Origin of the sequence: Sphingobium sp. DEHP117 (assembly GCF_030867385.1) — a bacterium.
Classification (GTDB): domain Bacteria; phylum Pseudomonadota; class Alphaproteobacteria; order Sphingomonadales; family Sphingomonadaceae; genus Sphingobium.
In genome coordinates this window covers 298,707-313,209 of the sequence record NZ_JAPFBJ010000003.1, presented here as the reverse complement: position 1 = coordinate 313,209, position 14,503 = coordinate 298,707, and the positions used below count along the sequence as shown (strand labels likewise).

The 14,503-nt window shown below is 58.7% G+C and carries 9 protein-coding genes; 4 read left to right on the top strand and 5 right to left on the bottom strand.

Annotation, left to right across the window (positions count from 1 at the left end):
- Window positions 1-244: 244 nt before the first annotated feature.
- From OOT33_RS14045 to OOT33_RS14025, 5 genes are all read right to left on the bottom strand, one after another.
- Window positions 245-2,269: an FAD-dependent oxidoreductase gene (locus tag OOT33_RS14045; protein WP_307750646.1), complete on the bottom strand. Its 2,025-nt coding sequence runs from the start codon at window positions 2,267-2,269 to the stop codon at window positions 245-247.
- A 16-nt stretch (window positions 2,270-2,285) separates the two neighbouring features.
- Window positions 2,286-2,696 carry a DUF4286 family protein gene (locus OOT33_RS14040; RefSeq protein ID WP_307750645.1) on the bottom strand — a complete coding sequence of 137 codons (411 nt, stop codon included), beginning with the start codon at window positions 2,694-2,696 and terminating at the stop codon, window positions 2,286-2,288.
- A gap of 379 nt (window positions 2,697-3,075) precedes the next feature.
- On the bottom strand, window positions 3,076-5,013 hold the full coding sequence (locus OOT33_RS14035) for a glycoside hydrolase family 3 N-terminal domain-containing protein (RefSeq protein WP_307750644.1): 1,938 nt from the start codon (window positions 5,011-5,013) through the stop codon (window positions 3,076-3,078).
- A 22-nt stretch (window positions 5,014-5,035) separates the two neighbouring features.
- Window positions 5,036-5,986 carry an SUMF1/EgtB/PvdO family nonheme iron enzyme gene (locus tag OOT33_RS14030; RefSeq protein WP_307751008.1) on the bottom strand — a complete coding sequence of 317 codons (951 nt, stop codon included), beginning with the start codon at window positions 5,984-5,986 and terminating at the stop codon, window positions 5,036-5,038.
- Between the two features lie 134 nt (window positions 5,987-6,120).
- Window positions 6,121-8,019: a sulfatase-like hydrolase/transferase gene (locus OOT33_RS14025; RefSeq protein ID WP_307750643.1), complete on the bottom strand. Its 1,899-nt coding sequence runs from the start codon at window positions 8,017-8,019 to the stop codon at window positions 6,121-6,123.
- Window positions 8,020-8,292: 273 nt separating this feature from the next.
- On the opposite strand from OOT33_RS14025, the gene OOT33_RS14020 reads away from it, so the two are divergent.
- The 4 genes from OOT33_RS14020 to OOT33_RS14005 all read left to right on the top strand — a co-directional run bounded on the left by OOT33_RS14020 (window position 8,293) and on the right by OOT33_RS14005 (window position 14,242).
- A complete protein-coding gene (locus OOT33_RS14020) occupies window positions 8,293-9,597 on the top strand; it encodes a glucose/galactose MFS transporter (RefSeq protein WP_307750642.1) in 1,305 nt (434 codons plus the stop codon).
- Window positions 9,598-9,792: 195 nt separating this feature from the next.
- Complete coding sequence (locus tag OOT33_RS14015; RefSeq protein WP_307750641.1) at window positions 9,793-11,094, top strand: sulfatase-like hydrolase/transferase; 1,302 nt, start codon at window positions 9,793-9,795, stop codon at window positions 11,092-11,094.
- Window positions 11,095-11,352: 258 nt separating this feature from the next.
- Window positions 11,353-13,074, top strand: a complete 1,722-nt coding sequence (locus tag OOT33_RS14010; RefSeq protein WP_307750640.1) for a sulfatase-like hydrolase/transferase — start codon at window positions 11,353-11,355, stop codon at window positions 13,072-13,074.
- A 91-nt stretch (window positions 13,075-13,165) separates the two neighbouring features.
- The gene (locus tag OOT33_RS14005) at window positions 13,166-14,242 is read left to right on the top strand and encodes a substrate-binding domain-containing protein (protein WP_307750639.1); all 1,077 of its coding nucleotides are present in this window, start codon (window positions 13,166-13,168) and stop codon (window positions 14,240-14,242) included.
- Window positions 14,243-14,503 lie beyond the last annotated feature (261 nt).

The following is a 14,503-nucleotide window of genomic DNA, read 5'->3' as shown; positions in this document are numbered from 1 at the left end:
CGCCAGCAGAGAAATATACAAGGAAAAACGCTTGGCCGCTCTGGCCGAGTGGCAGGATCTTGCGGCTTGACGCCTCTCGCTCCCTGGCGGAATTCCGCCCAATGGAGAACAGTTCGCATCAGTCTGGCAGCGCCGACTACGTAAATCACTTATTCTTGGTCTGACCAGTCCCGAGGAGCGCGAAGGCGATTGCAGTCGCACAAGTGCGACAGCCAAACCCAAGCATTTGCGCGGTATCGCTTGTTCAGAGCGCGCGGCAGATTTGCCAAGCATCGCCAAATGCGCGGCCGATTGTCGCCGGCTCGGCACAGTCGCCGATTGAGTGGCATTCAATGCCCTTCCCGGTGAGCGCCTTCGCGAGACCCTGCTGCGGAATGCGCCCGCCGACGATGATCACCGAATCGATACCGTCTCGAACGGAAATCTGTCCTGTCGTGCTGTCCATCAGTTCGACCCGCATCCCCTCGATCGAGCAAATCGAAGTATCGACACGGGTCACCACGCCAGCCGTTGCCAACCGCTGCATGATGAAAGGCCTCTGGTAGGTGAACTCGAGCGTCGTCGAACCGACGCGCGGATAGGGGGTCAGCAGTTCGACGCTTTTGCCGGCGGTGGCCAGCATCTCGGCGATTCCCGGCGCCTGGACGAACCCAGTGAGATCGAGCACGATGACGGCGTCTCCAATTTCCGCGCCCGCCATCACATCTGTCACCGAAAGGACGTTCGCCTGCGTCGTTCCGGCGATGGGGAGATAGCTCAATGCCGCCAGCCCGCTCTTGTCCCAGTCAGATCCGGTAGCGACGATGACGACGTCAGGCGCGTCGGCAACGACAGAGTCGACGGTGGCCTCCATGCCCAGGCTGATGCGAACCGGCAGGTTGCCGAGCTGTCGCTCCTGCCACGGCAGGAATTTCCCGATATCTGCACGGCCCGGCAACTGCCGCGCAAGCAGCACCTGCCCGCCCAGTTCCCCAGATCGTTCGATCAGGTGGACGTCATGCCCGCGAAGCGCGGCGATCCGCGCCGCCTCCATCCCAGCCGGCCCGCCGCCGACGACCGTCACCCGCCGCTTCTCCGCTGCGGGTTGCAGGGTGCCGATGCCCCACTCGCGCTCGTTGCCCGCCGCCGGATTCACCGTGCAGCCCATCGGCAGGCCCAGGATCGCACGTCCGATACATTCCTGATTGTCGCCAAGGCACGGGCGGATGTCGGCGGTCCGTCCTTCGAGCACTTTGTTGGGCCATTCCGGATCGGCGATCAGCGCCCGCGCCATCGTCACGACGTCGGCTCGCCCGGCCGCGATTATATCTTCTGCGAACTGGGGATCGACGATCCGCCCGGCAGTAAAGATCGGTAGTTCGCGGACGACGCGCTTGACCGCTTCGGCAGCATAGACCTCGTAACCCTGCTCGACGTACATCGGTGGAATGATGTGCTCGAGCAGTTGCGGCTCGATTGAGGTGTCGATATTGAGATAATCGATCCAGCCGCTTGCGGCGAGAAGACGCGCGACTTCGACCCCTTCTTCCAACGGCAGCGATCCGGGTAGAAGGTCGTAGACGCTGAGTCTGGCGCCCAGGACTCGCTCCGTCCCGATCACACCGCGAATGACACTGGCTGCTTCCAGGAAGAATCGCAGACGGTTTTCACGGCAACCGCCATACTCGTCTTCCCGCCGGTTTATCGCGAGGGAGAAGAAATCGGAAAAGAAATCGCCGTGGCCGTGCATTTCGATACCGTCGAGCCCGGCCTCGGCGATGACTTCGGCGCAGCGAGCGTAACTGTCCATCAGATCGGCGATATCCTGCTTGGACATTTCGGGTGTCCAGTCGAGCCCGTTGCCGAGGTGCGGCAGGGCCGAGACCGCCAGCTTCGAGCGGAAGGCGCTTTCGCCAAACTGGAAGAACACCCGTGCACCATGCTCGTGGATCCCGGCCACGATCACGCGGAAATAGGGGATGTTGCGCTTATCCCAGGTGGCGACCATGCCGCCGAACATCGAGGTCGCGACGTCGGGTCCCTTGTGGTTCGCCACCCCGAACGACATGATTACCAGACCCGCCCCGCCCTTTGCCTTCTCGATCTCATAATCGACGTATCGCTGGGTCAACACTCCCTTGTCGGCATAGAAAGGCCCGTGGGGAGCCACCGCCATACGGTTCTTTAGTGTGAACGGCCCGACATGGATCGGCGCGGCGAGATGGGGAAAACTGGTCTGCATCGAAATATGGTCCCAGGAAAAGTGCTGCCAGGTCGGTCGCCCGCTCAAGGCGCCGGATACCGCTTCAGCCCGGATAAGCCCGCTCTTTCTTCATCATGAAATACGCGGCTGTCGCGAGTGTTGATGAGACGTTCATCCGGCCGTCCGACGCTCGGGCTTGGAGATCATCGAGAACCGCCTGGGGATCGTCGCTGTCGATTTCATAGATCGCGGCGTAACGGTACTCTTCGCCACCGCCCAGACTGACGGCTACGTCCCCCCTTACCGCGGAACTGATCCCGTTGATCGCGACGACTTCCTCGAGGTGCACATCATCGTACCAGCGGTTGAATTCCTCGTCCGAGCCAGGGGTGCAGTTGGTCAACACGATGAAAGAATAGGCGGCCATGGCATCTCCCGTTCGCTCGGCTCGTTTTATTCCACCAGCGTAATGCCCGGAGCACCGCAAAAAGCGGTCGAGCAGCCAGCCGACCATCGTCCTCCACCCACACGTGCCGCGTCGGTCTAGCCTCGGCGTCGAACAATTTACAGACTCGGGCTGCGTTTGTGTTTTGTGAAGGCCGGATCCGTTCTTCGTTCGAACGATTGTCACGACGAGAAAAAAGAGTCAACTATTTATACTATTTGGATGGTTCGGGACGGTTAGGTCAGGGTAGCTTTTCGAGCGTCCGGTTTTCCTCCGACCGACGAATTTATGCTGCAGCAGCGGACGCAGCATTACACTCGGCCATGGCGGCGTGGCGCATGTCCATGCAGCAATGGAGGGATGCTTGGGCCGAGTTCTTCACAGGAGCGCCAGCGCGACAGCGGTAACCACGAGCCGCGCAAAAAGGCCGGATAGATGACAGCACCATTCAGTTTCCGCGATATCCTCTGGGATAAAGGGGTTTCACATCGTCATCGGGTTTGGCGGGATCCTGGTTCGTCACCGCTTGCATGCTGCTTGGCAGGTTAAACGGAAGGCGCCCCTCCGCTTTGGCCTTTCCTACCAACACATCGAGGACGGCTCCGTCGCTTGCGCCGAATGTGACCAAAAGGACGGCGGCCTTGTCCCGAATGTCCGTGAGGACCGCAGGCCTGTCTATGTTCACGGATACGATCGTTCGCGTCACGGCAGCAGCCCTATTGATTGCTTCATAATCTGCGTCGCCGTTTCGAAAATCGAGCCTGCCCTCATTCTGGCGCGAGCCAAAGAAGTGGTTGGGATGGAGTATCTCAGATGGCGTTTCCACGCGCAGGATGGCAAGCTCAGCCTCTTCCGGGGTCGCGACCACCGTCAAGCCACGCCGTCGCGCTTCCTCTGCATCCATTTTATAGAGCCAAACCTTGCGCGGCCCCACGACCGGAACAAGACCGCCGCGATTTTCCAATATGATCTGGGCTCGGCGCTGCGCCAGCTCCGCTTGTGCGTGGTTCTGTCCGCTGCCGACAATCTGGGCCGCTTTGGCCTCGTCGACATAGGGGTTTTCGAATAGCCCCAGTTCAAACTTAACCAGCAGGATGCGGCGCACGGCATCGTCGATCCGGCGAACAGACACCTTTCCGCTCTTAACGGCTTCGAGCAGCACCTTGCTCTCGGTCACGCCGCCGAACTGGTCTATTCCAGCATTGACCCCCTTTGCAAAGCGATCGACTTTTGACAGCGCTTCGACGCCCCACGGCATTGCGATAGCGGATGGAGTTTGCGGCCTTTCTGCAGTGGGAGCCGAGCATTCGATCGGACAATCATTGGTGATCGCCCAATCGGACAGGATGAATCCGTTGAAGCGCTTCTTTGTGCGCAGCAGATCGAGGAGAAGTTGACGGTTGAAGCCGGCACCCACCTGCTCAAGCGGTTTGCCATTAAGCGTCACGCCAGCAATCATCGGATAGGTCGGCATGATGCCAGCGGTCTGTTTGGCAAGAACACCATCGAATGCCGCGACATGCTGGGCAAAGTCGGCATTGTTGAGCTTTGCAACGCGGCCGTAATAATTGTGCGCGTCAAAGCCGTCGGGTTGGGCGCCATAGCCGACCCAGTGCTTCGCGACGGTCGCGACCCCGTCTTTGGTCAGGCCCTTGTCGCTGCCCTGGAATCCGGCGACATAGGCACCGGCAAGGCGCGAGACCTGAAGCGGATCCGCCCCGAAAGTGGCGGTGACGCGGGGCCAGCGGGGTTCGGTGGCGAGGTCCGCCTGCGGCGAAAGAGCCATTTGAATGCCAACAGCGCGATATTCCATCCGGGCGATATCGCCAAAACGTCGGACGAGCGCCGGGTCGCCGATTGCCGCGAAGCCGAGCGTTTCTGGCCAAAGGGAAAATCCGCCACCCTTCGTGCTAGCGCCAAATACTGCCTGAAAATGATTGCGCGGATCGGAACTGATCGTGATCGGAATACCCAGCCTGCTTTTCTCGGCTATCCGCTGCACAGCGTTGTTCTGGGCGGCGAGATCGCTTGGAGGTACAGCAAGCCGCGTAATGAAGCTGGTGACCTTATCGGTGTTTATGTAACGCTCTATCAGCGGAAGATCATAGCGCACGCCAGCATGCCCCAGCACGTCGCCGGAGGGCAGGCTGCCGTGCATCATGGTGCCCACTTTTTCCTCAAGCGTCATGCGTTTCAGTAGGTCATCCACACGTTTCTGGTTGCTGAGCCGCGGGTTTTCATAGGCGTCCATGCGACCATTATGGTTTAGATCGCGATACGTCTTGTCCGTGCTCTGCGCATTTGCGGAATGCGGGATGAAAGCCAGACAGATCGCTACCGAGGCGCGCAGTGTGACGGTGAAGACCAATCGGTTGGAAGAGAGCATGATGGATCCTTGCTTGGAAGCCTTATGATTTGTGGGATCGGCTTGATTGCGCGGACGCGCGCGAAGTGCGGATGATGCAGCGAAAGCCGATATGACTGGTGGAACTGTCAATGGCCTGAGGATGACGTGCCGCTGGCCGGTAACGCTGGCAGTAGCTTTCCGCACATAGATGAGAACCGCCTTTGAGGACCTTCCGGGGTATGGACATCCAGGGTGTCGTAGGATCAAGACTTTCCCGTTTCATCGCTCCGCGCGGATTGGCCGGAATGCAGCAACTGCCGCGGCGCTTTTGTTCGATCCTGGGTTGCGCGAACCAGTCGGACGTCCATTCCCAGACATTGCCGATCATGTCGTACAAGCCATATCCATTGGGTGGATAGCTCCGCACTGGTGATGTGCGCTCATAGCCGTCATCCAGCGTGTTTCCATGCGGGAACGGCCCTTGCCAAAAGTTCGCGAGGATATGGCCCTCGGGTGCCAGCTCGTTACCCCAGGCATATTCCGTGGCGCTGCCGCCGCGCCCGGCAAATTCCCACTCGGCTTCGGTGGGCAGTGTCTTGCCGGCCCACCGCGCATAGGCCACGGCATCTTCATAGGCTACATGCACGACGGGATGGTCTTCGAGCCCGTCCAGATTGCTGTCCGGCCCATGGGGATGTCGCCAGTCCGTGCCAAAGCTGAACGTCCACCACTGGCTGTAGTCGGACAGGTCGACAGGGCCGGGTGTGGGCACGAACAATAATGATCCCGCGATGGCCATGGCAGGGTCCATGTTCGGATACTCTTTTGGATCCGGCGGAATCTCCGCAAGCGTCCGATAGCCGGTCGCATCCACGAACTGGCCGAATGCGCGATTGGTGACAGGTGTTTCGTCGATCCAGAACCCATCGACATGCACCGGGCGCGCGGGCGCTTCTTCCGGATAGAACCGATCCGATCCCATTTGGAAGGTGCCGCCATCCACCCAGCGCATGTCGATTTTTTCCGTCTGGCTCACCGCAGATCTCTCCGCTTAGCGCCCTGAAATCCGCACCGGGACACAACGGAATACAAACATGGGCACCATTGCTTATGTGCCGGCATATCAGCCCCCACGGACAGCATTGCCTAGTCTCCGCCCTTCCAGTCAAACACCGCTGCAGATGGTGTGTACGCACCCGTCAGCTTCAACACGAGGTACCGCGCCGCGCTCTTGATAAACACCTTGCTGTCGTTCGATGCCGCCATTGCTGTTTCGAGCGCGGGACGTGCGCGGTCGCCGATAAACGTCAGAACATTGAATGCGTGGAGACGGATCTGCCAAGGGAGGTTTGCCTCACACAGAGCAATCAATGTGGCGACTGGACGCCCGACCTCGCCAAGGTTCGCCAGCGCTTCGCTCAATTGGATCCGCACGTGGGGAGATGTTTCCCGGTCAAATTGCGCGAGTATATCGTCCCGGGCAGACGCTGCGTTGCTACCTTGAATCACCAGACCCATCGCCGCCCAATATCGCATGATCTCGATTGGGCTTTGCAGGGCGCGGAGCAGGATGGGGAGTGCATCAGCTCGCCCGGATGCAGCTTGGTGCGCAAGCTCCATCACCTCCTTGAGCGGATAAACCCGTTGGTCGCGCGAAGCGACCCAGCCTTCGCCCGCCATGGCTTCGGGAATGAAACCATTGTCATGAATCGCAATCATATGTTCGTCGAGGACGCGACGCATCTTGGCCAGCATGGCTGCGTGCACCGGATCACGTGCAAGATCAGTTATTTGGTGAGGATCGTTTGCGAGATCATACAGCTCTTCGTAAGGCTTGGGCTGAAAGAAGCGATCCTGGACGGCACTGAGCTTACCGTCGATATGGGCCTGCTCCCACTCCTGATATCCTTTGGCGAGCCATTCAAAGGCCTGATGTTGGCCCCAGGGGCGATGCGGCATGTAGTTGCGGATGTAGCGCCAGCGGCCGTCGGTCACGGTACGCTGAAAATCGATGCGTTCGTCCATGCGATTGCGCATTCCATAGGCATAGCGCTGCGGCCTCGCGCCGCTGCCCAGGAAAGGCGTCCCACGCATCTGCTTGGGCTTCTTCGCGCCAGCAAGGGAAAGGATGGTCGGCGCAAGGTCGATCAAGCTTACCGGAGTCCGGATCTCGCTGCCCGGTGCTGCCGGCATTAAGTGGCGCCACTTCGGCGGCACATAGACGACCATTTCGCAGCGCAATCCCTCATCGTAGCAATAGCGCTTCGACCGGCCGAGTATCCCGCCATTGTCAGAATAATGGAACACGATCGTATCGTCGGCCAAACCGTCGGCCTCCAGCTCCGCAAGTCGTTCGGCGAGTTGCCCGTCCATGCGTTCCATGAGGTTGTAGTAACTGGCGAAATCCTGCCGGATTCCGGGCGTATCAGGAAGGAAAGGTGGCAAGTTCACCATCTCCGGACTCACGTGTCCCGGGGTTGGCTTGAACAGGCGCGATTCATGTGTAGTCTCGTAGTTGAAGACCGCCATGAAGGGCTTTCGGGCGTCCGTCCTCGACCGCCAGTGGGCATCCTTGCCATGGACATCCCAGATCGCGGCGGGGTCAACATCGCAGTTGTAGTCCGTCTTGGCATTGTTGGTGCAGTGATAGCCTGCTGCGCGCATCAGTTCTGGATATGTTTGAATGCCCCGGGGCAGGTGGGCAGCTGCGCGCATTTGGTTGGCAGGGGCGCAGCTCTCCGGATAGACGCCGGTTAGAATCCCGAACCGCGAGGGCGCACACACAGGCGCGGTGGAATAAACATTTCGGAACAGCAATCCCTTCTTCGCCAAGGCGTCGATCGTTGGTGTGCGGGCAATCTTATCTCCATACGCACCGACATAGGGATTGTTGTCCTCACTGACGAGCCACAAGATATTGGGGCGCTCGCTGGCAGCATGCCTGACGGCCTTCACCGGGTGGGCTACGACAGCTGCCAGGCCCGCTGCCGAACTTAGGATTGCCCGACGTGTCGCCATGGCGCTCATCGACAAGCCTTTGCGCATTCGCTCCATGCGAAGCCGACTGTCACCTGTGGCGCCATTGTGCCTCTCCGTAAAACTGTTCCGTGGGTTGAGTCGGAGTCATGTTCTTTGTCGTTTCCAGCTCGCTTCGCCGGCCTGCATGTTGGCGCAACGCCCGAGAAAGAACGCCTTCTCCTCAAAGGAATAACCAATTTGGCAGCGTTGTCAAATTTGTCGTGACAGCGGATTTTTTTTGTGCATGCTCATGTCTGAGAGATGAGCGAACCGATACGCGCATCCGGCTGGAGGATGGAAATGGCAATCGTGTCTGCGAGCGGCGCCGGTCAGCAAGGCAATACTGTTGGCGCAGGCGGGCATATTGACGCGCCCGGACTGCGGCCGTTCGTCATGGCCCTGTTTTTCATCTTCGGCGGTATCACATCACTTAATGATGTGATCATTCCGAAGCTGAAGGATTTGTTCACGCTCAATTACATGCAGGCGATGCTGATTCAGACGGCCTTTTTCGCTGCCTATGCGATTGTGGGCCTGCCGGGAGCGGCGCTCGTCAAACGTGTGGGCTATATGCGCGGAACTGTCATTGGCTTGCTGACCATGATGGCGGGATGCCTTCTTTTCATACCCGCTTCCTCCAACGCAATCTTTGGGCTTTTTCTCCTGGCTTTATTTGTGCTGGCGAGCGGCGTCACGATTGTCCAGGTTGTTGCGAACCCGCTCATATCCCTGCTCGGTCCGCCCGGCACCGTGCATTCTCGCCTGACCTTTGCCCAGGCGTTTAACGCGCTTGGGACGACGGTCTTTCCCTATTTCGGCGCAATCATCATCCTGGGTGGCCTTGCCAATGTCGACTCCAGCGCGTTGGAGGGTGTGGCCCTCGACGCCTATCGCGCCGCCGAAACGCAAACCGTCGTACGTGCATATCTCGGCCTGGCCTTGGCACTGGCAACCGTTGCGCTAGTGGTGTGGATCAATCGCCATCGGCTAAAGAACGAGCAACATGACCAAGGGTCGATCCTGGCAATATTCGACCTCCTGAGGCAGCGCCGTTTCGCGTTCGGCGTGCTATCCATATTCCTTTACGTGGGTGCAGAAGTCGCGATCGGTTCCATTATCGTCAGCTATCTGAGCGAAGAGCGGGTTCTGGGGCTGACGGACAGGGCCGCCGGCCAGCTGATCCCGCTGTATTGGGGCGGTGCGCTCGTTGGCCGCTTTATCGGATCGGCGCTCCTGCGTGCCATCAGTCCCGGCAAAGTGCTGGCGTTCAATGCCATGGGGGCGGTTGTTCTGCTTGCCATATCCGTCAGCACAACCGGCACAGTCGCCGGCTATAGCTTGCTCGCGATCGGCCTCATGAATTCCATCATGTTTCCAACGATCTTCAGTCTTGCAAGCGAAGGACTGGGTGCTCGCGCTGCAGATGGCTCCGGTGTTATTTGCGTAGCTATCGTCGGCGGCGCGATCATCCCGCCGCTGATGGGCCACCTTGCGGACGTGAGCGGCAGCCTGGCCATCGCGATGGCGTTGCCGGCATTTTGTTATGTGCTGATAGCGGCCTTTGGCATCTATGCCCGCCGGGGAGTGGCCGCTGCCGTGGAATAGCGGGCCGGAAGAGACAGCCGCCGGAAGGCGGAGTTGCAGCTGGGTTTCGCGACCTAATGAAACCGCAACACGCGCTGTTGCTGGCGGAGGCATTATGTTCAAGCCGTGAAAGGCAGTATAATGGATAGACGGAAAGTTTTGGCCGGAGGGCTTGGGATCCTGACGGGCGGACTTGCACATGCAGCCGTCCCGAGAATGAAACGGCAACCGAATTTTATAGTCATTTACTGCGATGATTTGGGATATGGCGACATCGGACCGATGGGTGGCCGCGACATCGCCACTCCGCATTTGGACCGCCTGGCGCGCGAAGGCGTGACACTTACAGATTATTATGCGCCGGCCAACGTCTGCACCCCATCGCGCGCCGGACTGTTGACGGGGCGCTACCCTATCCGCACCGGCCTATCGAAGGTGTTGCTCGCCGGGGACAAGGCGAACATGCCCCGGTCCGAGGTTACGATCGCGCAAGCGCTCAAACCGGCTTACACCTCCGCGCTGATTGGAAAATGGCACCTGGGACATAGTGGGCCGGCATGGGCACCAACTTTCTACGGGTTCGATCTGTTTTACGGCATACCTTATAGCCATGACATTGCGCCGCTGAAGGTGTTTGAATTTGATCGGGCCGGGCAGACTGGGGAGTGGGATCCCGATTATCCCCGCCTGCAGCAACATTTCTGCAGCCGAGCAGAAAAGTTCATCGAAGAGCAGCGCGATCGGCCATTTTTTCTCGAGCTGGCGCTGAGTTCGCCCCACCTACCAAACTTTTCGGCTCCAGGATTCGAAGGCAAATCGCGCGTGGCGGGGGCATATGGCGACACTGTCATGGAAATAGACGCTATCGTCGGTCGCTTGCTCGACAAGTTGAAGGCGCTCGGTATTGATCGCGATACCCTGCTGGTGTTTACCTCGGATAACGGCCCGTGGTTTGAGGGGTCTACAGGTGGCATGCGCCAGCGCAAGGGCGGTGGCGGCTATGATGGCGGCTACCGCGTTCCCTTCATCGCACGGTGGCCAGGGCGGATCCCCGTCAATCGTCGGTCTGGTGCCATTGCGATGGGTATAGACCTGTTGCCGACATTCTGTGGCTTGGCTGGCATTCCACTGCCTTCTGGCGTAGAAATCGACGGGAAGGATATCACGTCGGTCCTGACGCGTGGCGGAGCCTCGCCGCATGCTGATCTTCTTCTGTTTCAGGGAGAGGAGATCGTTGGCGTGCGCACCCAGGCATGGAAGTATGTGAGCGCCGATTTCTACATGGAAAGGTTGATGCTGCTCGAAGGGCGCGGCTATCCCCAACTTTACGACATGGCGAGGCGCGACGAGCAATATAGCGTTGCATCGCTGCATCCGAAAATCGTTGAGGCTATGCAACATCGGCTTCGGGCAGCCCAGGCGCTGTTTGCGCCTCTAAAAACGGGCCCAAGTCCCCTCGACAGCCAGCGCGCCTTGCCACCCAGACGAAATGTGCCGAAACAATGGCAGCTCGACTGACAACGCTGCTGCGCGAGATCGAACTATTCCATGGGCAGTTCGGCACTCGCGATCCGGCAACATCCATCTGATCTAAGCCAATTGACAACGCTGCCAAAAGCCTTAGGTCTAAACAGGTATATATGGGAATCGAGCACTTCGGGTCGCTTCGGGTGCGAGTGCCGCTGGCGGGAACGGGCGTAGGCACACACGTCCGCATGTCGGTTGTTTTGCTTAATAAAGCGGTACCGAGCGTGCCGAAAACTAGGAGATAATGTCATGGCAAAGCTGTCGAGAGCCATTGTCCGGATTGCCATGACGGGCGCCGCCACGTTCGCAGCTTTTGCTGGCACCGCGACGGCCGGAGAGCGCGCGAAGCCTGTCGCCGCGTCGGCGGTCCCAGTCGTCCAAACGCCGCGCAACATCATTTTTGTTCTGGTCGATGACCTTCGGTACGATGGCATGGGCTTTTTGCAGCCAGGTCTGCTGAAAACGCCCAATATTGACCGCATGGCGAAAGAGGGATCCTATTTTCCCAATGCGGTAGTGACATCGTCGCTGTGCAGCCCCAGTCGTGCTACGATCCTCACCGGGCAAACCGCGCGAAATCATCGCATTGTCGACAACAACGACAGTAGCGAAGCGGCGCTGACGTTTTTCCCGAGCTATCTTCAGCAGGCTGGATATCAGACCGCATTTTTCGGCAAATGGCACATGGGGGCCGCAACTGACGCGCCCCGTCCAGGCTTTACGAAATGGGTTAGCTTCAAGGGGCAGGGCACTTACTGGCCGCAAAAGGGCGCAAGCGCCGAGTCGGGCGACGGTGCAACGCTGAATGTCGACGGGAAGGAAGTCGCACGAACCGGCTACATTACGGATGAGCTTACCGATTATGCCATGAACTGGCTGACGAAGGAGCGCGACCCCAGCAAGCCGTTCTTCCTCTACCTTAGCCACAAAGGCGTGCATTCCGATCCGTTGCCGCCGCCCCGCTATGCGCATCAATACGACAATGTAAAATTCTCACTTCCAGCCAGTGCCGCCGACACACCGGCCAACTACGCCGGCAAGCCGCGCTGGGTTCACGATCAGCGCAACACATGGCATGGCATCGAGTTTTTCTACAACTCCGATGTACCTATGACGGAATATCTCAGATATTATTATGGAACCTTGTCGGCGATAGACGACAGCCTCGGGCGCATCATGGATTATTTGCGCAAGAACAAGATGGACAAGAATACGCTCGTCGTGTTTACCTCCGACAACGGCTACATGATCGGCGAACATGGCTTGATAGACAAGCGTAACGCCTATCAGGCTTCAGTCCGTGTGCCTCTCGTGGTGTGGGAGCCGGGGACGGTTCCAGCCGGGAAGGTCAACGACGGCCGCGTCCGCAATCTCGATTTCGCTCCCACTTTTCTGGAGGTCGCCGGCGTAACGCGGCCGCAGCACTTCGAAGGACAGAGCGCCTGGTCGCTTTGGAACGGCACAACCCAGGTCGCCGACTGGAAACCGGGTGACTTCGTCTACGAATATTTCTGGGAGTATAATTTTCCGATGACGCCAACAACCTTCGCGATCACGCGGGGGGACCTCAAATATATTCAATATCACGGCATTTACGACATCGACGAACTTTACGATCTGTCCAAGGATCCTGAAGAGATGGTCAATCTCGCCGATGATCCCAGCTACTCAGAATCGAAGCGGACGCTAAGAGATGCTCTGTTTCAACAACTTGCCAATCGACAGGGCGAGCATCTCATCCCCTATATGAACCGGCGGTCAATCGGCGCGGTTCGGCGGATGAAGGGGGGAACGGGAGCTGCTCCCTTTCCCGATTCATGGTATATCAAACCGAATCCGACCGACCGCTTCGACAATATCGTGCCGGATAGTGCGGCGAAAGATGCGGCCCATGCGGCGGGCAAGCCCTTGACTTACACTCCCCCTTTGAATGAGGAACTCAGGCGCCAGATGACGGATAGGGGGCATTAGATCCAACGGCTTCCGAAGCGTCTGGCGGCAAGGGCCAGCCATTTTCAGAAAATGGTCAGCTGAGCACGACTGTTAGGGTGAAAGGGAACTGATGACCAGGGGGGGGAGCGTTTCACAGGCCACTGGCAATTCCACGATTGCCGACGTCGCTCGACGCGCGGGGGTTTCGCTCAAGAGCGTTTCTCGGGTCATCAACAAGGAACCCCACGTTTCGCCCAAGCTGCTGGCGAAGGTCTCGGCCGCTATTTCTGAGCTAAACTACGTGCCGGACCCTGCAGCCCGCTCATTGGCGGGGCAACGATCGTTTACAATCGGCCTGCTCTTCGACAATCCCAGCCCACATTACACGATGAAGGCCATAATCGGCGCCTATCGTGCTTGCGTGGCGCAGGGTTATCATATGCGGTTCGATACGTTGAATTCGCGGTCAGGTTCGGCGCTTCTTTCCAGTCAATTGGATGCCGTGGTACGCAATGGACGGACCGATGGTTTTGTATTGACGCCCCCTTTGACTGATAATCGAGAGGTTCTTGATTATCTTGAACGCCACAATATCCAGTATGTCCGGATTGCTCCTGCTATCGATCCTGGACGCTCCGCCGCCGTATCTATCGACGATGTAGCGGCGGCGGCGCAGGCGGCGCAATATTTGTGCGATTTGGGGCACAGGATCATCGGGTTGGTCAATGGCCCCCCGGACCATGGCGCCGCCATCACGCGGCGGCAAGGGTTCATCGAGAGACTCAAATCCATAAGCCCGGATATCGTTCTGCACGAGGCCAAGGGCGATTTCCTGTTCGAGAGCGGTATTTCCGCCGGCGAGGCCCTGCTCTCAGAAGATCCTCGGCCAACTGCCATATTCGCGACCAATGATGATATGGCGGCGGGCTTGCTTGTGGCATGTGGACGATGTCGGCTCGTGGTGCCGGACGATGTTTCCCTCGTCGGTTTTGATGACAGCTGGATCGCGACGTCCGTATGGCCTTATTTAACGACCGTGCATCAACCCATAGAGGATATGGCGGCCGAAGCGGTACAGCTACTGCTGGCCCAAACCAAGCATGGTCAGCCATACGAAGATCATATGCTCGATTACCACCTTGTAGTGCGGGAGTCCTCCTCACCCCCGGCTGAGGTTACGTCCGACGAACGGACGGCGCACCGGTGAGCGAATGCGGCTCGCTGGCAGTGCCAAGTCAGCCAATCGATTGACTCCCGGCTAGGGCGGAACTGAGGCCGCCCCGCCAGGGGGGGGCAGCTCCAGCCAGTTCGGCTTTAATCGCTAATGCAGAACAAAAGACAGCGATGTCAGAATCTGTTTGACAGCGATGTCAGTTTAGCTATGGATGACGGTGCTTGCGGGCGATTTCGTCTCGTATTTTGAAGCATGTTTATTGCCAGAGGATCGCCGGGCATCGGCGGCGTGATA

What these genes read in the sequence shown, in the direction of transcription:
- OOT33_RS14025 (WP_307750643.1), bottom strand. Translation starts at nt 8,019, where the DNA reads ATGCGCAAAGGCTTGTCGATGAGCGCCATGGCGACACGTCGGGCAATC.
- OOT33_RS14020 (WP_307750642.1), top strand. Translation starts at nt 8,293, where the DNA reads ATGGCAATCGTGTCTGCGAGCGGCGCCGGTCAGCAAGGCAATACTGTT.
- OOT33_RS14015 (WP_307750641.1), top strand. Translation starts at nt 9,793, where the DNA reads ATGAAACGGCAACCGAATTTTATAGTCATTTACTGCGATGATTTGGGA.
- OOT33_RS14040 (WP_307750645.1), bottom strand. Translation starts at nt 2,696, where the DNA reads ATGGTCGGCTGGCTGCTCGACCGCTTTTTGCGGTGCTCCGGGCATTAC.
- OOT33_RS14035 (WP_307750644.1), bottom strand. Translation starts at nt 5,013, where the DNA reads ATGCTCTCTTCCAACCGATTGGTCTTCACCGTCACACTGCGCGCCTCG.
- OOT33_RS14005 (WP_307750639.1), top strand. Translation starts at nt 13,166, where the DNA reads ATGACCAGGGGGGGGAGCGTTTCACAGGCCACTGGCAATTCCACGATT.
- OOT33_RS14010 (WP_307750640.1), top strand. Translation starts at nt 11,353, where the DNA reads ATGGCAAAGCTGTCGAGAGCCATTGTCCGGATTGCCATGACGGGCGCC.
- OOT33_RS14030 (WP_307751008.1), bottom strand. Translation starts at nt 5,986, where the DNA reads ATGCGCTGGGTGGATGGCGGCACCTTCCAAATGGGATCGGATCGGTTC.